At 46.7% G+C, this 22493-nt stretch carries 19 protein-coding genes, 2 tRNA genes, 1 pseudogene and 1 other annotated feature (1 of these 23 cut by a window edge); of the genes and pseudogenes, 16 read left to right on the top strand and 6 right to left on the bottom strand.

Features of this window, described 5'->3' with window-relative positions; genetic code table 11:
• The first annotated feature begins 19 nt into the window (after positions 1 to 19).
• Together rplT and EI981_RS21160 are read left to right on the top strand one after the other, a co-directional pair.
• Positions 20 to 379, top strand: coding sequence for a 50S ribosomal protein L20 (rplT, locus tag EI981_RS21165; RefSeq protein WP_127001610.1), 360 nt, complete (start codon positions 20 to 22; stop codon positions 377 to 379).
• A 182-nt stretch (positions 380 to 561) separates the two neighbouring features.
• On the top strand, positions 562 to 888 hold the full coding sequence (locus EI981_RS21160) for a hypothetical protein (protein ID WP_127001608.1): 327 nt from the start codon (positions 562 to 564) through the stop codon (positions 886 to 888).
• Between the two features lie 9 nt (positions 889 to 897).
• Here EI981_RS21160 and EI981_RS21155 read toward each other — a convergent pair whose 3' ends face one another.
• Complete coding sequence (locus EI981_RS21155) at positions 898 to 1353, bottom strand: GNAT family N-acetyltransferase (protein WP_127001606.1); 456 nt, start codon at positions 1351 to 1353, stop codon at positions 898 to 900.
• A gap of 625 nt (positions 1354 to 1978) precedes the next feature.
• Between EI981_RS21155 and ilvB the strand changes: the two genes are divergently transcribed.
• The 12 genes from ilvB (at position 1979) to EI981_RS21095 (ending at position 15829) form a co-directional block, all read left to right on the top strand.
• On the top strand, positions 1979 to 3724 hold the full coding sequence (gene ilvB, locus EI981_RS21150; protein WP_127001604.1) for a biosynthetic-type acetolactate synthase large subunit: 1746 nt from the start codon (positions 1979 to 1981) through the stop codon (positions 3722 to 3724).
• Positions 3724 to 4203 carry an acetolactate synthase small subunit gene (gene ilvN, locus EI981_RS21145; protein WP_127004860.1) on the top strand — a complete coding sequence of 160 codons (480 nt, stop codon included), beginning with the start codon at positions 3724 to 3726 and terminating at the stop codon, positions 4201 to 4203. The genes ilvB and ilvN overlap by 1 nt, the downstream gene beginning before the upstream one ends.
• A 187-nt stretch (positions 4204 to 4390) precedes the next feature.
• On the top strand, positions 4391 to 5383 hold the full coding sequence (ilvC, locus tag EI981_RS21140) for a ketol-acid reductoisomerase (RefSeq protein ID WP_127001602.1): 993 nt from the start codon (positions 4391 to 4393) through the stop codon (positions 5381 to 5383).
• Positions 5384 to 5547: 164 nt separating this feature from the next.
• Positions 5548 to 7071, top strand: coding sequence for a 2-isopropylmalate synthase (locus EI981_RS21135; protein WP_127001600.1), 1524 nt, complete (start codon positions 5548 to 5550; stop codon positions 7069 to 7071).
• 143 nt (positions 7072 to 7214) lie between these two features.
• Positions 7215 to 8324 carry a glycerol dehydrogenase gene (locus EI981_RS21130; RefSeq protein WP_127001598.1) on the top strand — a complete coding sequence of 370 codons (1110 nt, stop codon included), beginning with the start codon at positions 7215 to 7217 and terminating at the stop codon, positions 8322 to 8324.
• 170 nt (positions 8325 to 8494) lie between these two features.
• A complete protein-coding gene (locus tag EI981_RS21125) occupies positions 8495 to 9097 on the top strand; it encodes a class I SAM-dependent methyltransferase (protein ID WP_127001596.1) in 603 nt (200 codons plus the stop codon).
• Positions 9098 to 9240: 143 nt separating this feature from the next.
• Positions 9241 to 10317 (top strand): 3-isopropylmalate dehydrogenase, encoded by a 1077-nt coding sequence (gene leuB, locus EI981_RS21120; protein ID WP_127001594.1) that lies wholly within the window; start codon positions 9241 to 9243, stop codon positions 10315 to 10317.
• A 95-nt stretch (positions 10318 to 10412) separates the two neighbouring features.
• On the top strand, positions 10413 to 10961 hold the full coding sequence (locus tag EI981_RS21115) for a peroxiredoxin (protein WP_127001592.1): 549 nt from the start codon (positions 10413 to 10415) through the stop codon (positions 10959 to 10961).
• A gap of 200 nt (positions 10962 to 11161) precedes the next feature.
• A complete protein-coding gene (locus EI981_RS21110) occupies positions 11162 to 11566 on the top strand; it encodes a hypothetical protein (protein ID WP_068780136.1) in 405 nt (134 codons plus the stop codon).
• Between the two features lie 287 nt (positions 11567 to 11853).
• A complete protein-coding gene (codB, locus tag EI981_RS21105) occupies positions 11854 to 13122 on the top strand; it encodes a cytosine permease (protein WP_127001590.1) in 1269 nt (422 codons plus the stop codon).
• Complete coding sequence (locus tag EI981_RS21100; protein ID WP_127001588.1) at positions 13119 to 14387, top strand: cytosine deaminase; 1269 nt, start codon at positions 13119 to 13121, stop codon at positions 14385 to 14387. Before codB ends, EI981_RS21100 begins: the two co-directional genes overlap by 4 nt.
• Before the next feature lie 335 nt (positions 14388 to 14722).
• The gene (locus EI981_RS21095) at positions 14723 to 15829 is read left to right on the top strand and encodes an ATP-binding protein (protein ID WP_127001586.1); all 1107 of its coding nucleotides are present in this window, start codon (positions 14723 to 14725) and stop codon (positions 15827 to 15829) included.
• Between the two features lie 75 nt (positions 15830 to 15904).
• On the opposite strand, the gene EI981_RS21090 is transcribed toward EI981_RS21095, so the two are convergent.
• The 3 genes from EI981_RS21090 to EI981_RS21080 are packed head-to-tail and all read right to left on the bottom strand — an operon-like array spanning position 15905 to position 18378.
• Positions 15905 to 16084, bottom strand: coding sequence for a FeoB-associated Cys-rich membrane protein (locus EI981_RS21090; protein ID WP_227011930.1), 180 nt, complete (start codon positions 16082 to 16084; stop codon positions 15905 to 15907).
• Positions 16085 to 16120: 36 nt separating this feature from the next.
• Positions 16121 to 18139, bottom strand: coding sequence for a ferrous iron transport protein B (gene feoB, locus EI981_RS21085; protein ID WP_127001582.1), 2019 nt, complete (start codon positions 18137 to 18139; stop codon positions 16121 to 16123).
• Positions 18136 to 18378 carry a FeoA family protein gene (locus EI981_RS21080; protein WP_127001580.1) on the bottom strand — a complete coding sequence of 81 codons (243 nt, stop codon included), beginning with the start codon at positions 18376 to 18378 and terminating at the stop codon, positions 18136 to 18138. The genes feoB and EI981_RS21080 overlap by 4 nt, the downstream gene beginning before the upstream one ends.
• A 305-nt stretch (positions 18379 to 18683) precedes the next feature.
• On the opposite strand from EI981_RS21080, the pseudogene EI981_RS21075 reads away from it, so the two are divergent.
• Both EI981_RS21075 and EI981_RS21070 read left to right on the top strand, forming a co-directional pair.
• Positions 18684 to 19644: pseudogene (locus EI981_RS21075) on the top strand (aldolase catalytic domain-containing protein).
• A 180-nt stretch (positions 19645 to 19824) separates the two neighbouring features.
• Positions 19825 to 21933 carry a putative bifunctional diguanylate cyclase/phosphodiesterase gene (locus tag EI981_RS21070; RefSeq protein WP_127001578.1) on the top strand — a complete coding sequence of 703 codons (2109 nt, stop codon included), beginning with the start codon at positions 19825 to 19827 and terminating at the stop codon, positions 21931 to 21933.
• 118 nt (positions 21934 to 22051) lie between these two features.
• On the opposite strand, the gene EI981_RS21065 is transcribed toward EI981_RS21070, so the two are convergent.
• Positions 22052 to 22122, bottom strand: a tRNA-Gly gene (locus EI981_RS21065).
• A 12-nt stretch (positions 22123 to 22134) separates the two neighbouring features.
• A tRNA-Pro gene (locus tag EI981_RS21060) sits at positions 22135 to 22211 on the bottom strand.
• 238 nt (positions 22212 to 22449) lie between these two features.
• Positions 22450 to 22493: a binding site (T-box leader), on the top strand (it continues 236 nt past the right edge of the window).

The raw sequence follows: 22493 nt of genomic DNA, 5'->3' as shown, positions 1-22493 counted from the left end.
TTCTGGGAGGTTTATTACTATGGCAAGAGTAAAAGGCGGATTCGTGGTTCGTCGTCGTCATAAAAAAGTATTGAAATTAGCTAGAGGTTATTTTGGTTCGAAACACCGCATCTACAAAACAGCTAACGAGCAAGTTATGAAATCCATGCAATATGCATACCGTGATCGTCGTACGAAAAAACGCGATTTCCGCAAATTGTGGATCGTGCGTATTAACGCGGCTGCACGCATGAACGGCTTGACTTACAGCAAATTGATGCACGGCCTTAAACTGGCTGAAGTGAACATCAACCGTAAAATGCTTGCGGATCTTGCTGTGAACGATCTTGAAGCGTTCAACTCTTTGGCTAACGTAGCTAAACAAAAAATCAACGCTTAATTTTATAAATAAAGCAGGACAGGCATCCTTTTTGGGATGCCTGTTTTTTGTTATCAAGGCGATGGCATATGCGGAGGGAATCGCTGTTGAATAAGCTGATGGAAGATAGGGCGCGCTCCAGAACAAGAAGCTGGGTGCTTTGTCAGGGGATTCACGGACGACTCTGGAAGGAGGTTATTGTGATGGGTAGAACGGTAACCAGGAAGGAAGCAGAGAAGTGGATTGGCAAATCTATCGTTGCGTACAAGAAGGATGGCGGCTTCGTAACCGGCAAACTCGTAAAGATTAGCGGCAACAGCTTGGTACTGAAGCAAGATTCGGGCAAAAAAGTGAAGACGAAGGCACTGATCCCGCTCGTATTATTTGATTTGCTCGCGATCGGCACAGCGCCTTTTGGGAATGGATACCCTGGCGGTGGGTATGGTCCATATGGCCCTTATGGCGGATATGGCGGACATGGGTATGGCGGTGTTGGTCCGTATGGGAACGGCTATGGGCCTTTCTTCTAAGCCCTCCGCCTATACCCGGATGGGAAGCATCTTCTCTAGTTCATAACATTCCGATTGATCGATATAACGAATGGTCTTGTACCCGAGCTTGCGATAGAAGGAGTGGGCTCGGGAATTTCCTTGATCGACCATCACCTTGGCCCGTTTGCATCCGCGTGAACCGGCATACTGCTCGGCATGGGACATCAGCGTTTTTCCCAGTCGTTGCCGCCGATGCGCGGGTGCGACTGCCGTCATGTCAATATATAACAATTCGCCATGAATCATAAAGTGAATAAAGGCAACCGAATCGGCTTCATAATATGGCGAAGCCACTAGTGTAATACCACGTGCTAATCGCTTGGGGAGGTCTTTGAAAATCGTAGCTATTTCCTCAGGCGGAAGGTGGGAATAGGGGACAAGCTCCTTCTCAATCAAATCGATAATGACAGGATCATCCTGCCTGGGTCTTCGATAGCGGATCATTCAGTCAACCTCCTTTTTGTGTTAGGTGGAGATCACAATATCCTGGTTTTCAGCGGAAATATGCTAGAAATTAGGCGTTATTTTTTATCATATGACACTAGGGGGGAGAAGGGTTCCTACTGGGCTAAAGACCCTACGTCTTGATTTTTGTTAGAAAAAAAGGGTATTGACTCTGGATGTAAAGTGATCATATAATGTTTCTAAACATTTTCATGACAAAATATTGAATCGGCGATGATGAGGACGAAGGTTTAGGGGCTCTTTGCTCAGAGAGTGGATGGATTTGCTGAGACCACCACCAATATCCCTTAAATGCGAGCTCACCTCGGAGCTGTTTTCCTGAAAGGCTAGCGGACTTATCCTAGGTAAAGTCCAGTCGAAACTTATTAGGGAAAATCGTCAGGTCTGCGTTAGAGACCACAGGTAAGCGCGAGAAGGCAACAGATCGCGAATACTTGTCAAGGCTTGATACTGTGAAGTGTCAGGTAAACATGGGTGGTACCACGGAAGCAACAACCTTTCGTCCCTCGGAATAGGAGACTATTTCGGCGGATGGAAGGTTTTTTTGTTGTATATCAAATTCATTAATCAAGAGATGATTTAAATCTTGGAAGGAGGATGACTGATGAGCGCGCAAATTCCAGCAGTGCGGTCTACAGAACAATTACGTGAGAAATGGATGAAACCGGAAGTCATTTCAGGTTCGGAAATCTTGCTTCGCAGTTTGCTTTTGGAAGGTGTCGAATGTGTCTTCGGTTATCCAGGTGGCGCGGTCCTGTATATTTATGACGCGATGTACGGATTCGATGATTTCCACCACCTGTTAACCAGACATGAACAAGGAGCGATTCATGCGGCAGATGGTTACGCACGCGCCAGCGGCAAAGTAGGAGTTTGCATCGCGACCTCCGGACCAGGAGCAACCAATACAGTAACAGGAATTGCCACGGCCTATATGGATTCAGTTCCACTGGTGGTGATTACCGGTAACGTGGCAACGAGTCTGATTGGTACCGATGCTTTCCAGGAAGCGGATATTACGGGCATTACGATGCCAATTACGAAGCATAGTTACTTGGTTAGAGATGCAGAGGATCTACCACGGATTATCCACGAAGCATTTCATATCGCCAACACCGGACGGAAAGGCCCTGTACTGATCGATATTCCGAAGGATGTCTCAGCACAGAAAGTAAGATTCGAGCCCGAACATTCGATTGACCTGCGCGGCTACCATCCAACGGTTGTACCCAATCGCCTGCAGCTTGATAAGCTGGTAGCAGCAATCTCCGAAGCGGAACGGCCGGTTATTCTGGCCGGCGGGGGTGTCATCTATTCCGGAGGACATGAAGGATTGCTGGAATTCGCTACTCGTTCAGGCATTCCGATCACGACGACATTGCTCGGGCTAGGCGCCTTCCCAAGCGGACATGATCTGTGGATGGGAATGCCGGGAATGCATGGTACTTATACCGCGAATCAGGCAATCCAGCAATCGGATCTTCTGATCAGCATCGGAGCAAGATTTGATGACCGCGTCACAGGGCGTCTCGACGGGTTCGCACCGCATGCCAAGATCGTTCACATCGATATTGATCCGGCAGAGATCGGCAAGAACGTCAAGACGGATATCCCGATTGTCGGTGATGTGAAGACCGTGCTTGAAATGCTGAATCCGATGGTAGGATATAGCAGCAAGGCTGATGCTTGGAGAGCACAGATTAGCAGATGGAAGCAAGAGAAGCCGTTCAAGTACAAAGATTCCGAGGATGTACTGAAGCCGCAATGGGTGATTGAGATGTTGAATGACACGACCCATGGCGAAGCAATTGTAACGACCGATGTAGGTCAGCATCAGATGTGGACGGCTCAGTATTATAAATTTAACCAGCCTCGTTCCTTCATCACTTCCGGCGGACTTGGCACGATGGGCTTCGGCTTCCCGGCAGCGATTGGCGCGCAGATGGCTCATCCCGATCGACTGGTCATCTCCATCAACGGCGACGGTGGAATGCAGATGTGTGCGCAGGAGCTTGCGATCTGTGCAATCAACAAAATTCCAGTGAAGATCGTGGTCATTAATAACCAAGTACTCGGAATGGTAAGGCAGTGGCAAGAACTGATCTACGACAACCGCTACAGCCACATCGACCTCGCCGGCAGTCCGGATTTCGTGAAGCTGGCTGAAGCTTACGGAGTGAAGGGACTTAGAGCTACCAGCAAGGAAGAAGCTGAGCGTGCTTGGCAGGAAGCGCTTGATAACGATGGACCGGTGCTGGTGGAATTCGTGGTTCACAAGGGAGAGAATGTATATCCGATGGTTACTCAAGGTTCCACCATTGATCAAATGCTGATGGGGGACTGTGAATGATGACGAAGAATCATGTTATTGCTGTATTAGTGAACGACCAGCCAGGTGTTCTGCAGCGTGTGTCCGGATTGTTCGGACGCCGCGGATACAACATCGAGAGTATTACGGTTGGTCAGTCGGAGGAGCCAGGATTGTCCCGGATGGTCATTGTTACTGAAGGAGATGACACGACGCTGGAGCAGATTGAGAAGCAGCTCTATAAGTTGATCGATGTCATCAAGGTTGTTAATTTGAGTGCCAACCCGATGGTGTCACGAGAATTGGCATTGATCAAAGTGAAGGCAGAGCCGGCCGAGCGCCCAGAAATCATGGGTGTCGTGGAGACATTCCGCGCCGCAGTCGTTGATATCGGCGCAGGGAGCATGATGGTTCAGGTCATAGGCGATACCGAGAAGATCGACGCGATGATCGAGCTGCTCCGTCCTTACGGTATCCGCGAGTTGTCGCGAACCGGCGTAACAGCAATGACGCGCGGTTAATTATTTAGATTCATTGTACGTAATACCTTCCGTTCCTGTGAGCGGGGGTTTGAGAGGAGCGGTCCAGTCATCGTCTGCACTTCGCTAACGCTGTGACGGCCCTCTGAAGCACCCGCTTAACAGGCGGAGGATCAAATTTATGGGACATGCTGCAAGCAGTCCGACATTATTTAGGAGGGTTATTATCATGGCAGTTACTTTGTATTATGAACAGGACGCAGAACTTAGTGTTTTGAAAGGAAAAACAATCGCAATTATCGGTTATGGCAGCCAAGGCCATGCTCATGCACAGAACTTGCGTGAAAGCGGCTTGAACGTAATCATCGGCCTTCGTGAAGGCAAATCATTCAACAAGGCTAAAGAGGATGGATTCGAAGTGCTGTCTGTAGCTGAAGCTACCAAGCGCGCTGATGTAGTACAAATCTTGATGCCGGATGAGACTCAAGCTTCCGTATACAACAGCGAAATCGCTCCGAACTTGAAGAAAGGTGCAGCGCTACTGTTCGCTCACGGCTTCAACGTTCACTTCGGCCAAATCGTTCCTTCCCAAGACAATGACGTATTGCTCGTAGCTCCTAAATCTCCGGGTCATATGGTTCGTCGTACTTATGTAGAAGGCTTCGGGGTTCCAGGCTTGATCGCTGTTCATCAAGACGCTACAGGCAAAGCGAAGGAAATTGGTCTTGCTTATGCTAAAGGGATCGGCTGTACTCGCGCTGGGGTTATCGAGACTTCCTTCCGTGAAGAAACAGAGACCGATCTGTTCGGTGAACAGGCGGTATTGTGCGGTGGCGTAACAGCCCTGATCAAAGCTGGCTTTGAAACATTGGTGGAAGCAGGCTATGCTCCAGAAATGGCATATTTCGAATGCTTGCACGAAATGAAGCTGATCGTTGACCTGATCTATGAAGGCGGAATGGCTACCATGCGCGATTCGATCTCCAACACGGCTGAATACGGCGACTATGTAACAGGACCTCGCATTGTAACTGATGAAACGAAGAAGGCGATGAAGGAAGTATTGGCAGATATTCAACAAGGTAAATTCGCTCGCGACTTCATCCTTGAGAACCAATCGAACCGTGCCTTCTTGACAGCGACTCGCCGCAACGAAGCGAACCATCCGATCGAAGTAGTAGGTAATGAGCTTCGCGGACTTATGCATTGGATCAAAAAATAATATCTTTCCCGTTATAGATTTCACCGAGCGTCATATGTATGTAGCGTAGCGACGTTGTCTTTCAAACATGAATTCAAATTTCTATCCATCCCCCCAATGCGGCCGTGCCCTTCGCGTGTGCCGCATTGGGTTTTATAGGTAGTTTGTACAGGAGGTGTACATAAGTGCGCAAAATTTATATGTTTGATACAACACTGCGGGATGGAGAACAATCCCCGGGAGTGAATCTGAATACCCGTGAGAAATTGGAAATCGCCTATCAATTGGAGAAGCTTGGCATTGATCGGATTGAGGCGGGCTTTCCGGCTGCTTCGCCGGGTGACTTGGCAGCGGTAAATGCGGTCGCCAAGGCTATCAAGAACTCAACGATTATCGGTTTGTCCCGTTCGCGGACCCAGGATATCGATGCGGTAAGAGAGGCGCTGCAGGGGGCGGAAGATCCTTGCATTCATATCTTCCTTGCTACTAGTCCGATTCATCGTAAATACAAGCTGAAGATGGAGAAGGATCAGGTGTTGGAGACAGCTCAGGCTGCGCTCAGATATGCGCGTCAGTACTTCTCCAAGATCGAGTTCTCTTGTGAGGATGCTGGTCGTACGGAGATTGACTTCCTGTGCGAAATGACGGCGATGGCGATCCGTGAAGGAGCATCGGTTGTAAATATCCCGGATACAGTAGGGTATCTGTATCCCTATGAATACGGAAATATCTTCAAAACCTTGAAGGAGAGAGTTCCAGGCATCGAGAAGATCCAATTGAGTGCGCACTGTCATGACGATCTGGGAATGGCAACAGCGAATTCATTGGCCGCAATTCTTGGCGGGGCCGATCAGATCGAGGGAACGATCAACGGGATTGGCGAACGAGCCGGCAATACCGCTCTGGAGGAAGTAGCAATGGCGCTAGAGACGCGCAGTGAGTTCTTCGGAGCCAAGACATCGCTTGAACTGTCGGAGATCGCTCGCACGAGCAGTCTGATTAGCCGGTTGACAGGTATGGTCGTACCGGGGAATAAAGCGATTGTTGGCGCGAATGCTTTTGCTCATGAGTCGGGGATTCATCAGGATGGTATGCTGAAGGAGAAGACGACCTATGAGATCATGTCTCCGGAGACGATCGGCCTGAAGGAGAGCAAGCTGGTGCTTGGCAAGCATTCCGGACGCCACGCTTTCCGCGAAAGATTGATTGAGCTAGGCTACAAGCTGGATGATGAGAGGCTGAACGAAGCTTTTGCCAAATTCAAAGTGTTGGCCGATAAGAAGAAGGATGTTACCGATCAGGATTTGCATGCTCTGCTGCAAGAGAAGCTGGTGGACACACCGGAAGCTTATCAATTGCAAGCGATCCATGTGTCCTACGGCAATGAATCGACGCCATCGGCCAAGGTGCGCATCCTGACAGCCGACGGCAAGACACTGGAGCGGGAAGCGGAAGGCAATGGCTCGGTAGATGCTATATACAATGCGATCGATCAAGCTACCGGAGAGACGGTAACGCTGTCCGATTACACTATCAAATCGATTAGCTATGGTAAGGATGCTCAGGGTGAGGTTCACGTCGTCATGACGCAAGATGAACTCACTGTACAGGGCAGGGGCGTAAGCACGGATATTTTGGAAGCGAGTGCCCGAGCTTATGTTGATGCATTGAATCGATTGATTGAGAAGAAAGCGATACAGAAGCTATAGCAATCTCATGTGAAGAGTCCCAACTAAGAGTTGGGGCTCTTTCTTTTTGCATACATATCCGGGAAATTATAATGTTGAGCGTACCTGTGCATTCTAAGAATGCCTAAAAGCGGCGAAAACGAGCGATAAAAGGAGATTTATAAATGACCAGTGCCAAATATGTGAAGTCGGTGACCTCGCCTAAGAAGTTTATTATCGGACAGGGTCTGCTTGCTTCAATTAACGATTACATGAAAACATTTGGTGATTCAGCTTATGTAATCTGCGATGAATTCATCCTGGAACGGGCGAAAGAGGAAGCTGGAAAGTCCATAAAGAATGGGAGCAATAAAGCCATATTTGAGAAGTTCAATTATCAGATCACGAAGCAGGAAATTGAACGGCACCGCGATTTATCGCGTAAGGCAGGGGCTAATATCATTGTCGGCATCGGCGGAGGCAAGACACTGGATACGGCCAAGGCTACGGCTTACTATGAGAAGCTGCCGGTCGTGATCTTCCCGACGATTGCATCTACTGATGCACCTTGTACAGCCCTGGCTGTAATATACAAAGAAGACGGCTCCTTCGACGAGTACTTATTCCTGCCGAGCAACCCGGATATTGTACTGGCTGATACAGGAATACTGGCTGCTGCGCCTTCCCGCTTCTTTGCTGCAGGAATCGGTGATGCGCTGGCAACCTATTTTGAAGCGAGAGCCTGCTATCGGTCATTTGGCGACAATCTGGTGCTCATGAAGCCTTCCGCAACCGGGCTTGGAATTGCACGGCTCTGCTATGAATCGTTATTGAAAAATGCGGTCGAGGCTAAAATCGCTGTGGATAACCATGTTGTGACGCGTGCTGTGGAGGAGACGATCGAAGCTACGATTTACTTGAGCGGTGTAGGTGCGGAATCTGGGGGATTGGCCGCAGCACATGCGATTCACAACGGAATGACAGCTGTAGAATCATTGCACAAAGCGCAGCATGGGGAGAAAGTGACCTTTGGTCTGTTGGCTCAGTTAGTACTGGAGAATGCTCCACGTGAAGAATTGGAGACGGTGATTCATCTCATCAAAGCCGTTAACTTGCCGCTAACATTGAAGGATCTCGGAATGGAAAAGTTTGAGGAGAAGGAATGGCGCCAGGTTGCAATTGATGCATGTGCAGAGGGCGACACCATGGGGAATATGCCGTTCCCGGTCAGTCCGGATGATGTATACCAAGCGATCGTAACAGCGAATGCAATTGCTGAATCGTATCATGATTAAGGGACATAGCTGACAACAGAAGACAGGGTGGTGCTCTTGGAAATTTAAAAGGAGAGACACCCTGCCTTTTTTGATATCAAAGCTCATGATATGATACTGTAGCTATTACAAGATAAACATTGAAATGCACAAAAAGAATTTTAAGAAAGAAACGGACTGGGGGTACAATCATGGGAAATACCGATATTTTTGATTCGATGGCGAGTGGATATGATACACCCGAAAGAATTAGAATCGCCAAAATTATATCTAATGCTGTTCGTGAATACATATCGGACGGTAAAAATAAAAGTGCGATCGATTTTGGATGTGGGACTGGACTCGTTGGAATGGATCTGCTGGATGAATTTCGTTCCGTGACTTTTTTGGATACCTCGCAAAATATGCTTAGACAGATCGAGCAAAAAATGGCTGAGGCCCATATTCAGAATGCGGCTACGTTATGCTTTGATTTTGAAACGGCATTCCGCTCAGATATCCGTGCTGATTACGTTATTATGGCTCAGGTTTTGCTTCATATCAGCAATGTGGAGCCCGTGTTATCCAAGTTGTATGAGGTTCTCAACCCAGATGGCCATTTGCTAATTATTGATTTTGATAAAAATAAAGAGATTGCCTCAGACATGGTTCATAATGGATTTGATCAAGGGCAGCTTATAAATCTGATGAATCAGATGGGCTTCAAAGATGTTACGGCTAAAACTTTTTATACGGGAAGTAAAATATTCATGAATCAGGATGCGTCCATGTTTATACTTGATGCTAAGAAATAAATTCCACCTAGATAGCCCTTTAAATAGCTTATAGTTAAAACCTATTAGTATAATAGAATCTATATCTTGGTCTAGCCTCTCCGATTGTGTTACAACAGAGTAAGGATGTTATTCGTGAAATGCTTGAGGAGAGGAAGATAATCATGGCTGACGTAAAAAAAATAGCCGTTATTGCCGGCGACGGGATCGGACCGGAAGTTGTTGCTGAAACAGAAAAAGTAATGAAACGTGCGGAGGAACTGTTCGGCTACCGCTTTGAGACAGAGCATGCCTTGTTCGGCGGAATTGCAATCGATGAGAAGGGAACACCGTTACCGCAAGAGACGCTCGATATTTGCCGCAGTGCGGATGCGGTATTGCTTGGAGCGGTTGGCGGACCGAAATGGGATAACAACCCGAAGGAGCTTCGTCCAGAGACAGGGCTGCTCGGTATTCGGAAAGCGCTCGGCTTATTCTCCAACCTGCGTCCAGCCGTTGTCTTCGACTGTCTGAAGGACGCTTCCACTTTGAAGCCGGAAGTATTAGAAGGTACGGATCTGATCGTGGTACGTGAGTTAACAGGCGGTATTTATTTCGGTGAGAAGTTCCGCCGTGATACGGAGCAAGGACAGGAAGCGGTTGACACTTGCGCTTATAATGTGAGTGAAGTGGAGCGGATCGTGCGTCAAGCGTTCGAGATCGCTCAGAAGCGTCGCAAGAAGCTTGCTTCCGTTGACAAGGCGAACGTGCTTGAGACTTCCCGCCTATGGCGTGAGGTAGTAATCCGGATTGCTCCGGAATATCCGGATGTTGAGCTGGAGCATGTACTGGTGGATAACTGTGCAATGCAGCTGCTTCGCCGTCCGGCCAGCTTCGATGTTATCGTAACTGAGAATATGTTCGGAGATATTCTTAGTGATGAAGCTGCGATGTTGACTGGATCAATCGGCATGTTGTCCTCCGCATCGCTGGGTGAAGGCAGCTTCGGTCTGTACGAGCCCGTCCATGGTTCTGCCCCGGATATTGCTGGCCAGAATCTAGCTAACCCGATCGCGACGATCTTGTCGCTGGCTCTGATGTTTAGAATGACATTTGGCTATGCGGATGCTGCAGATTCGATCGAAAAGGCTGTATCTGATGTACTTAATGCAGGACATCGTACCGGTGATATCGCCGTTGATAAGAGCAAGGCGATCGGTACGAAGGAGATGGGCGATCTTATCGTCGCTGCGATGAAATAACATAATTTTGTATGCATAGCATGAAAATAAGTAGTCCAACCTAAAAATAGAAGCGCCTTTTGTTTCTTACCATTTGTTGAGGAGGAAATTTTCAGATGGCAGAACGTTTGGTAGGCAGACCAGCTCCGGAATTCGATCTCGCGATTGTAAACGGAGACGGCCAGGAATTTGGACGTAAGAAGCTGTCCGATTATCGTGGCGAATGGCTGGTGTTCTTCTTCTATCCGTTGGACTTCACAGATATATGCCCGACTGAGATTATGGCGCTGAGTGAGGCTTACCCACGGTTCAAGAAGCTAGATGCTGAAGTTCTTGGCTGCAGCGTAGACTCTGAGCATAGCCATAAAGCGTGGATTAATACGCCGAAGGATAGTAATGGCCTGGGGCAATTGAACTTCCCGCTTGCGTCCGATATGACGAAGAGTGCTGCCCGTGATTATGGTGTCCTCATCGAGGAAGAGGGCGTTGCACTTCGCGGCCTGTTCATCATTGACCCGGAGGGCGAAGTGAGATACCAGGTCGTTAACCATAACAATGTAGGACGTAGTGTTGACGAGACATTCCGCGTTCTTCAGGCTCTTCAATCTGGTGGCCTCTGCCCCGCAGATTGGAAACCTGGAGACAAGAATCTTCATTCGAAGTAACATTTCAAGCCCTCTGCAGGTGTTCCATGCAGGGGGCTTTTTGCCCAAGGTATGTCGTTGGTCATAGATATTTGGTAATAATTTCGTATTCTACAGAGGAATTACTCGCACCTTTCTCGAATAAATTATTTGAAATCACATATTGAAGGTGGATATAATACTTGAGTGTATGAACAAGGATCTGGAAAGGGTGACAGGGGATGAGTTTTTGCTGCGGTGCTAGTATGCTTGGAACTAAGGGGACTTTGAAGCATTATCGTACCCAGGTCCATAATGTTCCCTTGCTGTTCTGCCCGGTATGCCATCGGGTCGAAGTCCATTACAAAGTGGAGAATGAATATGAGATTTTGGCTGAGTACGCACATGGTGATGGTGTCTCGGAAATTGATTTTCAGGATTTCGTAATGGAGGATGAAGAATCGATCTTCTGCAATTGTGTGAACTGTGAGGAAGAGGACCCGCTTGATATTGTTCAGAGCCAAATCGATATGGCGCTTGACCTTTTGGCTTTCTCGAAGCATATCGGCGATGACAAGTGGGAAAGAGAGCTTAAGAAGCGGTTAGCAGTAATGAGTCGACGTAGAACCAAATTGCTGCAGAAATAGATTCCCATGTATTTCCAGTGACAATGAAGATTTTTTCTGTAATAATGTTAACAACTTTATATTGATACCTTTAAATCAGTCCCGTGAGACTGGCAAGGACAGCGGACCTTATGATCCAACAAGGCATTTTTATGTCTATTTGGTTTGATCATAAGTAGAAGAGGCGTATTGTCAGAAACGGCAATGCGTCTTTTTTATTGCAATTTTTTTTTTTTGCACGGTTCGGTGCTCTCCAAGCATGTACAAGCATCATGCGGTATCAATCATCATGTTATTTGGAGGCTGCTATGGAAAAAGTAGATTTGGAATTCTCATTAGAACCTGTGCCCCAGGCACATCGCAACGGATTTTGGAAAATTCTCGCCGTCATGCTGGGCTTCACCTTCTTCTCTGCCAGCATGTGGGCAGGCGGAACCCTTGGCAACGGACTTAAGTTTTCTCAATTCATCTGGATTGTTCTGGCCGGGAATTTGATTCTTGGTGTCTATACCGGGGCACTGGCTTATATCGCTGCAAAAACAGGGCTGTCGACTCATTTGCTGACCAGATATGCATTTGGGGAGAAAGGGTCTTATCTATCCTCATTGCTGCTCGGCTTAACGCAGGTAGGCTGGTTTGGTGTAGGTGTCGCGATGTTCGCCGTTCCAGTACAGAAGATGACTGGCATGAACGTATATGTGCTGATTCTTATTTTCGGAGTGCTGATGACGGTCACTGCTATTTACGGAATTAAAGCACTGGCGATTATCGGCATTGTCTCCGTTCCTTCGATTGCGATCTTGGGGAGTTACTCGGTGCTCGAGGCAACTAACAAGGCAGGAGGCCTCCAGGGCTTACTGTCCTATGAGCCGGCCCAAGCAATCGGGATTGCTACGGCCCTCTCGGTTTGTATCGGCTCCTTTATTAGCGGTGGGACGTTGACGCCCGATTTTGCAAGATTTGCAAAATCGGCTCGCTCTGCAGTAGTATCCACGGTGGTGGCGTTCTTCCTTGGTAATTCATTAATGTTCTTATTTGGTGCCGTTGGGGCGATTGTATACGGGGAATCAGATATCTCTGACGTGATGTATCTGCAAGGATTAATCATTCCAGCTATCATCGTACTTGGTCTGAATATTTGGACTACCAACGAAAATGCCTTGTACGCTTCAAGTTTAGGTTTCTCTAATATTACGAAGTTATCGCGTAATAAATTTGTAATTGGAAATGGGCTTCTAGGTACGGTTGCGGCGATGTGGCTTTATAACAATTTTGTTGGATTCCTTACGGTATTGGGCTCTGTTCTGCCTTCGATCGGGGCGATTCTACTGACCGATTTTTTCTTGCTGAAACGCGGTAAGTATCAGAAGTTCGAGGAAATGAAATTCAGACAAGTGAATTGGAACGCTCTAATCGCATGGGTAGGGGGCGTACTTATCGCCAAGTTTGTACCAGGGATTCCGCCGGTCAACGGGATTTTGGGCACAGCAGTGATTTATGTGATCGCAATGAAATGCTTTCCTCTGCGAGAGGAGCAAACAACAAAGAAACTGATTAATGAGGGGGTACATCAATGATTATTCAAAATGCAAAGTTAAGAGCACAAGAGGGACTATGGAATATCGTTGTACAGGATGGGAAATTTGTGAGCATTACGGAGTCTCCGGTGAATGTTGAGGGCCATGAAGTGATCGATGTTGCCGGTTCGCTCGTACTTCCACCATTTATTGAACCGCATATTCACCTGGATACGACGCTCACAGCTGGTGAACCGGAATGGAATCAAAGCGGCACATTATTTGAAGGAATTCAGCGTTGGTCGCAGCGTAAAGAGACGTTGACTCATGATGATGTAGTACTCCGTTCCAAGACGGCACTTAAATGGCAGATTGCCCAAGGCATTCAGCATGTTCGGACCCATGTTGATGTGACAGATCCCGATCTGACCGCTTTGAAGGCGCTGCTTGAAGTGAAGGAAGAGATGGCCCCTTATGTAGATATCCAGCTCGTCGCCTTTCCACAAGAGGGCATCCTATCGTTCCCGAACGGCGTAGAATTGCTGGAGGAAGCGATGAAGTTAGGAGCGGATGTGGTTGGCGGGATTCCGCATTTTGAATTTACACGTGAATATGGCGTCAATTCCATGAAGATCGTCTTTGACATGGCTGAGAAATACGACCGTCTGGTGGATATCCATTGTGATGAGATCGATGATGAACAATCTCGGTTCGTCGAGGTTGTTGCCAAAGAAGCCTTTGAGCGTGGCCTCGGAGCACGTACGACAGCAAGCCATACAACAGCAATGGGCTCCTATAATGACGCTTATGCGTACAAGCTGTTCCGTCTACTGAAAATGTCGGGCATTCATTTTGTATCTAACCCGCTCGTCAATATTCATCTTCAGGGCCGATTCGATACGTATCCGAAGCGCAGAGGTCTCACCCGTGTAAAAGAGCTGCTGGAAGCAGGACTTAACGTATGCTTTGGGCATGATGATATCTTCGATCCATGGTATCCGCTGGGTACAGGGAAGATGCTTCAAGTCCTTCATATGGGAATTCACGCCGCTCAGCTCATGGGTTACGAGCAGATTGTAAATTCCATTGATATGATAACGACGAACAGTGCCAAGACGCTGCAAATTGAAGAAAAGTATGGCATTGAGTCAGGCAAGCCTGCGAATTTCATCGTCCTGTCGGCAGAGAATGAATATGAGGCCATCCGGAAGCAAGCGACCGTTCGCTATTCCTTCCGAAACGGCAAACTTATCTCCGAGACGAAGCCTAGTGAGACAACAATTAATCTAGGCAATGAAACAGAAAAAGTTGACTTTAATAGATAAAATGACAAGAGCACTTCCAATTGGGAGTGCTTTTTAACCTTTTTGGATATTTTTTTGGAGAAAATGGGTAAATTTAAGCGATACCTCTTTTTTCGACAGTATCTCTGATTGACGTTTTCTGGAAAAGTTTACTATGATTTAATTAGGGTTATTGTACAAGCGTATAAGGAGTTGGTTATGATCCGTGTTGAGGGGTTTCCTTAAGAATTTAAGAGCAAGAACCTTTGAGTAAAGATCAATGCCGTAAGAACGTGGAATGGGACTATTGCAAAATGACCGTAGACCGTAGGTTGACGTATATAGGCAGGTAGATCATTTGAAAAAGGGGGATCAACTTGTTGAGTGAATTCCAGGATACATTACTTGAGTCCGTCAAAGCATTTCAATCAACCCAGCTTGTAATGAACAAGTATGAAAATGTGCTCCAGCATATGGATAGCGGAATTATGCTGTTTGATAGTGAGGGAGTGCTGACTTTTATTAATGTGCAGATGGCTAAGCTCCTTGAAACCCCGCGTCACGCATTGATCGGATGTAACTTGTTGCAAATACTGCTTCACCCACATCTGAACCAATTTAAGAAGAGGAAGATTCTGCGTATTTATCGCGAGACAATCTTCTATCGCAAGAAGAATCATGAGGTCATTGATGAATATGGCCGTCATTGGTTAATTACGGTGAAGTATGGAGACCAGATGGATGGAGATTTCTTGCTCAGCGTGAAGGACGTTTCTGAATTCAGACAAATTGAGCAAACTGCATATCAAAATGATAAGCTGGCCATGCTTGGGAAAATATCAGCAGCTATTGCCCATGAGATCCGCAATCCGCTGACAACCATCCGCGGCTTCATTCAGCTGCTTCGCCCTCATCTTGTCCAATTGGGCAAGGATGAATATGCAAGAATTATTCTGGCCGAAATTGATCGCGCCAATGATATTATTTTTGAATTTCTCAACTCTTCCAAGCCCACCGCCCCGCAAATGGTTGTTGTTAGTGTCTACTCCTTATTAAAAGAAGTTGTGCTCCTGACGGAAAGCGAGGGGCATATGAAAGGCTGCGAAATCAACCTTCTCTTGTCCGAGGATGCAAACATGAATGTGTCCATTGACGTGAAGCAGATTAAGCAGGTTCTATTAAATATTATCAAAAATGCGCTGGATGCGATTGAAGAGGTAAAATGCGATCACTCCGGAGTTATTAATATCACAGCAAAGCCCGAAGGGAAATATGTGAATATATCTATTCAGGATAACGGGAATGGCATCGATAAGACGCTGTTAGCCCACCTCTTCGATCCTTTCTTTACGACGAAGGAGAAGGGAACTGGGCTTGGCCTATCGGTTAGCTACCGGATCGTAAGGAACCACAAGGGAACGATCTCCGTCGATAGTATCAAAGGAGCAGGTACAATCTTTGAGATCTGGCTCCCCATGGTATAGATTTTGTATAAAGAGAAAAAGGTATCTCATCGTTACAAGGATGAGATACCTTTTTTTTCAGTATAAATTGTTGACTTATGGAGATTGAGATTCACAGTGGGGAGAAGATGATGTCTGATTGACATCCCCGCAGGCCGCGCAGGAATTACGCTGTGAGCAGCCAGCGCATTCGCCTTTCTTGCTCTTTTTGAAGCCGCGATAGAGAGCAAAAAGTGCAAATCCGAAGACCACACCAATGATTAGGATATCGGCCATCATTATCACTTTCCTTTCATTGAACTCATATGGTTCTTACACAAACCCCAGCAGTATTCCACCCTGATAAATAATGAACGACATGATATAGGCAAGTGTTAAGGAATAGAAGACAGCGAACGCTGTCCATCTCCAGGAGGCTGTCTCCTTGCGAAGAACACCTACCGTAGCGAGACAAGGTGTATATAATAGTACAAATACCATGAAGCTGATTGCTTGCAGTGGCGTAAAGGACAGCGCAATTTGGCCTTGTAGTCCAGCCATATCAGGCACATGATAGATGATATTCATCGTGGATACGACGACCTCTTTGGCCATGAAGCCAGTAATGAGGGCGGCTCCGGATTGCCATGTTCCAAAGCCAAGTGGATGAAGAAGGTTAGCGAACAGCCCGCCGATATAAGCAAGGAAGCTATCGTCCATCGTATCAGCTACTCCTCCTGGTCCAACATAGGACAACAGCCAGATCAATACAGATCCGCCAAGAATGAACGTCCCTGCTTTGCGTAAGAAGCCTTTGCCCTTCTCCCAAGTGCTACGGAACAGGGTGGTAGACTGCGGCATGCGGTATGGCGGCAATTCAACCATGAAGAAGGACTTCGAATCTTTGAACATGAACAGCGAGAATAGCTTGGCTAATACTAACGCTAGCACGATCCCAAGCAGATACAAAGAGAAAACAACGAGTGCCTGGGCTCGGGCAAAGAATATACCTGCGAACAGGGCGTAGACGGGCAGACGGGCTGAGCAGGACATCAGCGGAACGAGCAGCATGGTCAGCATCCGTTCCTTCGGTTGCTCAATGCTGCGCGAGGCCATAATGCCAGGGACGTTGCAGCCGAAGCCGATAATGAACGGGATGAGTGCCTTGCCATTAAGTCCTGCTAGTTCCATGATCTTATCCATCATAACGGTAATCCGTGCCATATAGCCTGAATCCTCAATGAAGGAAATAATCAGGAACATAATGAAAATCTGCGGAATGAATACAAGCACACCCCCTACACCGCCGATAATTCCGTCGATCAAGAGTGCACGCGTAAATTCTGAGGCGCCCACAGCAACTAGTCCGTTCTGTATCCATGTACTAAGTGGACCAGAGAAGAAGGATTCCAGTAGATCGGATAACGGATTACCAAGCCAATCAAAGGTCAACTTGAAGGTAAACATCATGAAGACGAGGAATATTGGTATCCCCCAGATCGGGTGGGTCACTACGGCATCTATTTTCTCCGTGAGTGTGTTAGGCTTGCGATGGGTCGTATCGACAGCCTTTGCACAGATTTCTTGAATATGCTTCGTTCTTACTGAGCGGATATACTCCTGTAAAGTGGATGGGGTTCCTGCCATGTGCAACCGCTGTTCTGCCAAATCGCAAATAGATTGTACCTTGGCGATCTGCTCATCGCTGAGCTTAAGTGAACGAATAACAGCTTCATTGCGCTCCAGCAACTGAAGGGCGATGAAGCGTTCGGACGAAATATGATCAGGGATGACAGAATTTAATTCCCGGGAAATGTTGCTGATTGCTGCTTCGACGGCATTTCCGTAATCGATGCGAAAATCAGGTGCTTTTACCGAAGAGTTGCTGATTAGATCAAGCAGTTCTTCAGCGCCTTTTCCCGTACGGGCTACAAGGGGCATTACAGGAACGCCGATACTCTCTGCCAAGGCCTCTAGATTAATGCTGAGACCGTTCGATTTAGCAACATCGATCATATTGAGACCAATTACAACGGGCTTCCCGTATTCCAATAGCTGAAAAGTTAAATAAAGATTTCGTTCAAGTTGAGAAGCATCAACGATATTAACTATTAGGCTAGGGGATTCCGACACCAAATATTCAGCAGCGACACCTTCATCCCTCGATAAGGGATGCAAGGTATAAATGCCAGGGAGATCGGTCAGTTCTCCACTTTTATTCTTGAGATGTCCAACCTTCTTCTCAACAGTTACTCCTGACCAGTTACCTACATATTCGTATGAACTGGTGAGCGTATTGAATAGGGAGGTTTTACCTGTATTTGGATTGCCGATAAGGGCCGCATTGTTCATGAGACAGCCACCTTAATTTCCGCTGCTTCTTTCTGACGGATTCCGAATAGCTGACCGCTGCATTCCAGCATTAATGGTCCTCCGCATGGGCAATATCGCTTGATCGTAATATTTGAGCCAACAGAGATGCCAAGATCAGTAAGACGGCGCTTCAGCGCAGGATCAATGGATCCGAAGTGACGTATTTCAGCGGAGATTCCCGGTCTCAGACCGAGCAGACAGTTTTGGCAGTCAGACATGGTAGATCGCCCCTTATTATAATGAAAGGATTAGAACTGGTAATTTTATTTGCTTCATTAATTTAGGTACTATTAATAAACTTCTGTATGAATATCTATCCAACAATAATTAATATTAAATGATAGCATTTCTTATCTAATAATCTGATATTGATAATCACTCTCATTGGTTCTCAATAAATATAGCAAACCGGAAAATAAACAACTGTGATATGAATCACAGCGTTTTGTATCTTTCACTTTACATTTTCATTTACCTTCAAGTAAGATGGATAATAAAACAAACGAGTGAAAGGGATAGGAAGATGAAAGCGAACCAATGTAAGATTGTCGATTGTACTATCCGAGATGGCGGGTTAGTCAATAATTGGGATTTTAGTGTGGATTTTGTACAAAAATTGTATGCAGGTCTGAATGAAGCAGGCGTGGATTATATGGAAATTGGGTATAAAAAACTCCCCGAAACTGCTTAAGGGAGCTGATGAGGCAGGGCCATGGCGCTTCCTGGACGACGATTTCCTTCGTAAGGTGATCCCGCAGAAAGGAACCACCAAGCTGTCTGCCCTAGTCGATATCGGTCGGGTAGATGAGAATGATGTTTTGCCCCGCAGCGAGAGTATGCTTGATCTGATTCGAGTAGCTTGCTACATCAAGGATGTCGATAAAGCTCTGGAGCTTGTACAATTGTTCCATGATCGCGGGTATGAGACGACGCTGAATATTATGGCTTTGTCGAACGTGATGGAGAATGAATTGCTAGAAGCGTTCGAGATGATTAAGGAGAGCGTAGTTGACGTTGTGTATGTCGTCGATTCTTACGGTAGTCTGGATTATAAAGATATGGAGTACTTGGTGGACAAATTCAAGACCCATTTGCCTAATAAACGCTTGGGCGTTCATACCCATAACAATATGCAGTTGGCTTTCTCAAATACGCTAGTTGCAGCAGATAACGGGGTAGAATTTCTTGACGCTTCTGTATACGGGATGGGTCGTGCAGCGGGCAACTGTCCTACAGAACTGCTCGTCACTCATTTAAAAAATACGAAATATAATCTTCGTCCACTGCTTGTTGTTCTTGAAGAACTGATGGTGCCGCTTCGCGAGAAGGAGGAGTGGGGTTACCTGATCCCCTACATGATTACCGGAACGTTGGACGAGCATCCGCGTTCAGCTATGGCGCTTCGTGTATCAGACGATAAGGATAAAGTCGTTGATTTCTATGATAAGCTTACGACGCCTGAAGTGAACTTTAAGAAGAAGTAATAGAATATATATAGAAAAAGTCCGGTTATCTTCGAATAGCCGGGCTTTTTCTGAGTGTTCAGAAAAGTGACGCGTATTTTAGCGATTTTTGTCCTTGGATTAGGGAGAAGGCAGGAAAATAGCGGATGATGTTGAATTGTACAACTAAAGAATATACCTCCGGGGGTTGAGAGCGCAAAGATGGGTACAAGGACAGAGAGAAGAACAGCTTTAATCCAGGGAGGAATCGGATTGGCAGGTATGCTGGCCTTCATTATAGCATCCGTTAGGTTAGACAGCTTGGGGATTTCCGCGGATAGCATGCGAGCATTATTGATCCTGGCCGGATTGGTGATCGGAACAATATCATTTGCGATTTTTGCTCAAGGCTGGATTTTGTTTGCGGACAAGCTGTCTAGACAGCGTTTGTACACCGCGGTCCTCTTTTTCATAATCGGATTATTGGATGTATTACATATTTCGGCATATAGCGGACTTAAGCTGTTCGGAATAGAGACCGGGCTTCATTTATCGAATACGTTGCTTGCGATTTCGCATTTGCTTGGGGCTTTGGGGATTCTGTTTATTTTCTGTACAGAAGATAGGCAGGTGTTGGGCAAACATAAATTTATGGCCTTTATCGGTGGTGCATTGGTCAGTGCGATCGGGATCGGACTGTTATATACATATCAATGGAAGCACCCTGAATGGCTGGAGTATAACGGACGCAGCCTCGGCAATTCGGTAATTTGGATAGCTACTCTGCCGATCATCTTATTGGCGATGATATCCATGGTTCGCCGATCGCGCAAGGCAAGCTCGTCTGCAGCGATAACGATGGTTCAGGCGTTGATGTTCATGCTGCTGGGGCATATTCTGCTTATGTTAGTAGACATGCAGGCTAGCTTGCTTCATGCTGTCGGCGAATGGTATATGGTTCTCTCTTATTATTTTGTGATGAAGGGAGTATACCGCCTTACTATTGAAGAGCCGTTCCGTAGCCAACAGGCTGTTGAAGCTTTGATGAAGCATATGGTCGATCATGATGAACTGACCGGATTACCTAATTTGCGGCGGATGAAGGAGGAGCTTGGTCAAGCGGCCCTTTCTTGCGCTTCATGTATCGGTATTGCCGTGATCAATATCGATCGCTTCAAGGCAATTAATGATTCTCTTGGTTATAGCGCTGGCGACAAAGTGCTTACGGAGGTAGGCGAACGACTGTCAGAGGTGTGCCGGGGTGCAGAGAAGGTCTACCGAATGGGAGAAGATGAATTTGCTCTCATTTTAGGCGAAGTGGGTGATGCAAAGGCGGCTGAACGCCGTGCAGTATGCTTGCTTCATGCAGTGAATCCATCCGTCATTATCGATGAGACAGAGTACCACATCTCACTTTCGATGGGTTTAGCCGTCTATCCTGCAGATGGAGCATCCGTTGAGCAGGTCATCCAATACGCTGATATGGCTGTTCATCATGCCAAGGATCAAGGGCAGGAATTTTCGCGTTACGTTGATAAATTAAAGCTGGTAACCCAGGCCCGAATCGAATTGGAGAACGATATGCGCAAGGCGCTAGATCAGGAGCAATTCTTCCTGGAGTTTCAGCCGCAATTCAGTCTGCAGACCAATCAGATGGTAGGAATGGAAGCGCTAGTGCGGTGGAGACATCCGAAGCGTGGGATCATTTCACCAGGGGAATTCATTCCGATCGCTGAGGATAGCGGCTTGATCGTTCAACTTGGAGAGTGGGTATTAAGGACAGCCTGTCAGTATAATAAGAACTGGCAATTAGCTGGTTATCCGCCAATATGTATCTCTGTCAATCTCTCGATGCGCCAATTCCGTCAATATAACCTGGCTGAGAGGGTGGGAGCGATCCTAAAGGAAGTTGGAATGGAAGCGAAGTATCTGGAGCTTGAGGTTACGGAGAGTATGACCTATGATATTGAGACGGCGTTAAGCCAGTTATACAGCTTGAAGCAGCTCGGAATACATATTAGTATCGATGATTTTGGAACAGGATATAGCTCGCTCTACTATTTGAAGAGCCTACCCATTGACCGCTTGAAGATTGACCGAGCCTTCGTACAGGAGCTAATGTTGGATGGAAATGATGCCGCCATCGTATCTACAATTACGACAATGGCACACCATCTGCAGCTCAAAGTGACGGCCGAAGGGGTCGAGAGCGAGGAGCAGCTTGAGTTTCTAAAGCAGCAGAACTGCCATGAGGGGCAGGGCTTCCTGTTCAGTAAGCCTGTTCCTGCAGGCGTATTTGAGAATGAGTTCCTTAGTCGGCTTGCCGGCTAGGAGCTTTTTTATATGAGGCGTTCGCCGATAGAGAGCAGAGGAACATTTCAGTAGAAGCATTCATAATTGTGAGATAAAAACAGAAAATCCCTTGCATCGCAAGGGATTTACATGAGTAAGCGGGTGATGGGAATCGAACCCACGCTACCAGCTTGGAAGGCTGGAGTTCTACCATTGAACTACACCCGCAAATATGAAATATGGTCGGGATGACACGATTTGAACATGCGACCCCCTGGTCCCAAACCAGGTGCTCTACCAAGCTGAGCTACATCCCGTTGTCTTAATCTAAGAATTTGACTCCTTTTGAAGACAAGAAATAATATATCATTTTTAGAGATGGAAGGCAAGACCTTTTTTGAATAAATATCTATTGATCCTCTTCTATAAATTCAGGTTACTTGTATCTAACTACGATTGGGGGAGCCGGAACTGTCATTTAGGGTCCAGGAAGCTTGCCATTTGGGGGGAGTTTGCATATAATATGGGATAAGTGTAATCAGTCAAGCCAAACATGTAAATGCTATGATGGAGAAGAGTAAGCAGAAGCCTTCTTACAG

The organism is Paenibacillus lutimineralis (assembly GCF_003991425.1).
GTDB classification, from domain to species: domain Bacteria; phylum Bacillota; class Bacilli; order Paenibacillales; family Paenibacillaceae; genus Fontibacillus; species Fontibacillus lutimineralis.
The sequence above is the reverse complement of the archived record's forward strand: the minus strand, read 5'-3'. Positions and strand labels throughout refer to the sequence as shown.

What these genes read in the sequence shown, in the direction of transcription:
- rplT (WP_127001610.1), top strand. Translation starts at nt 20, where the DNA reads ATGGCAAGAGTAAAAGGCGGATTCGTGGTTCGTCGTCGTCATAAAAAA.
- EI981_RS21160 (WP_127001608.1), top strand. Translation starts at nt 562, where the DNA reads ATGGGTAGAACGGTAACCAGGAAGGAAGCAGAGAAGTGGATTGGCAAA.
- EI981_RS21155 (WP_127001606.1), bottom strand. Translation starts at nt 1,353, where the DNA reads ATGATCCGCTATCGAAGACCCAGGCAGGATGATCCTGTCATTATCGAT.
- ilvB (WP_127001604.1), top strand. Translation starts at nt 1,979, where the DNA reads ATGAGCGCGCAAATTCCAGCAGTGCGGTCTACAGAACAATTACGTGAG.
- ilvN (WP_127004860.1), top strand. Translation starts at nt 3,724, where the DNA reads ATGACGAAGAATCATGTTATTGCTGTATTAGTGAACGACCAGCCAGGT.
- ilvC (WP_127001602.1), top strand. Translation starts at nt 4,391, where the DNA reads ATGGCAGTTACTTTGTATTATGAACAGGACGCAGAACTTAGTGTTTTG.
- EI981_RS21130 (WP_127001598.1), top strand. Translation starts at nt 7,215, where the DNA reads ATGACCAGTGCCAAATATGTGAAGTCGGTGACCTCGCCTAAGAAGTTT.
- EI981_RS21125 (WP_127001596.1), top strand. Translation starts at nt 8,495, where the DNA reads ATGGGAAATACCGATATTTTTGATTCGATGGCGAGTGGATATGATACA.
- leuB (WP_127001594.1), top strand. Translation starts at nt 9,241, where the DNA reads ATGGCTGACGTAAAAAAAATAGCCGTTATTGCCGGCGACGGGATCGGA.
- EI981_RS21115 (WP_127001592.1), top strand. Translation starts at nt 10,413, where the DNA reads ATGGCAGAACGTTTGGTAGGCAGACCAGCTCCGGAATTCGATCTCGCG.
- EI981_RS21110 (WP_068780136.1), top strand. Translation starts at nt 11,162, where the DNA reads ATGAGTTTTTGCTGCGGTGCTAGTATGCTTGGAACTAAGGGGACTTTG.
- codB (WP_127001590.1), top strand. Translation starts at nt 11,854, where the DNA reads ATGGAAAAAGTAGATTTGGAATTCTCATTAGAACCTGTGCCCCAGGCA.
- EI981_RS21100 (WP_127001588.1), top strand. Translation starts at nt 13,119, where the DNA reads ATGATTATTCAAAATGCAAAGTTAAGAGCACAAGAGGGACTATGGAAT.
- EI981_RS21090 (WP_227011930.1), bottom strand. Translation starts at nt 16,084, where the DNA reads ATGGCCGATATCCTAATCATTGGTGTGGTCTTCGGATTTGCACTTTTT.
- feoB (WP_127001582.1), bottom strand. Translation starts at nt 18,139, where the DNA reads ATGAACAATGCGGCCCTTATCGGCAATCCAAATACAGGTAAAACCTCC.
- EI981_RS21080 (WP_127001580.1), bottom strand. Translation starts at nt 18,378, where the DNA reads ATGTCTGACTGCCAAAACTGTCTGCTCGGTCTGAGACCGGGAATCTCC.
- EI981_RS21070 (WP_127001578.1), top strand. Translation starts at nt 19,825, where the DNA reads ATGGGTACAAGGACAGAGAGAAGAACAGCTTTAATCCAGGGAGGAATC.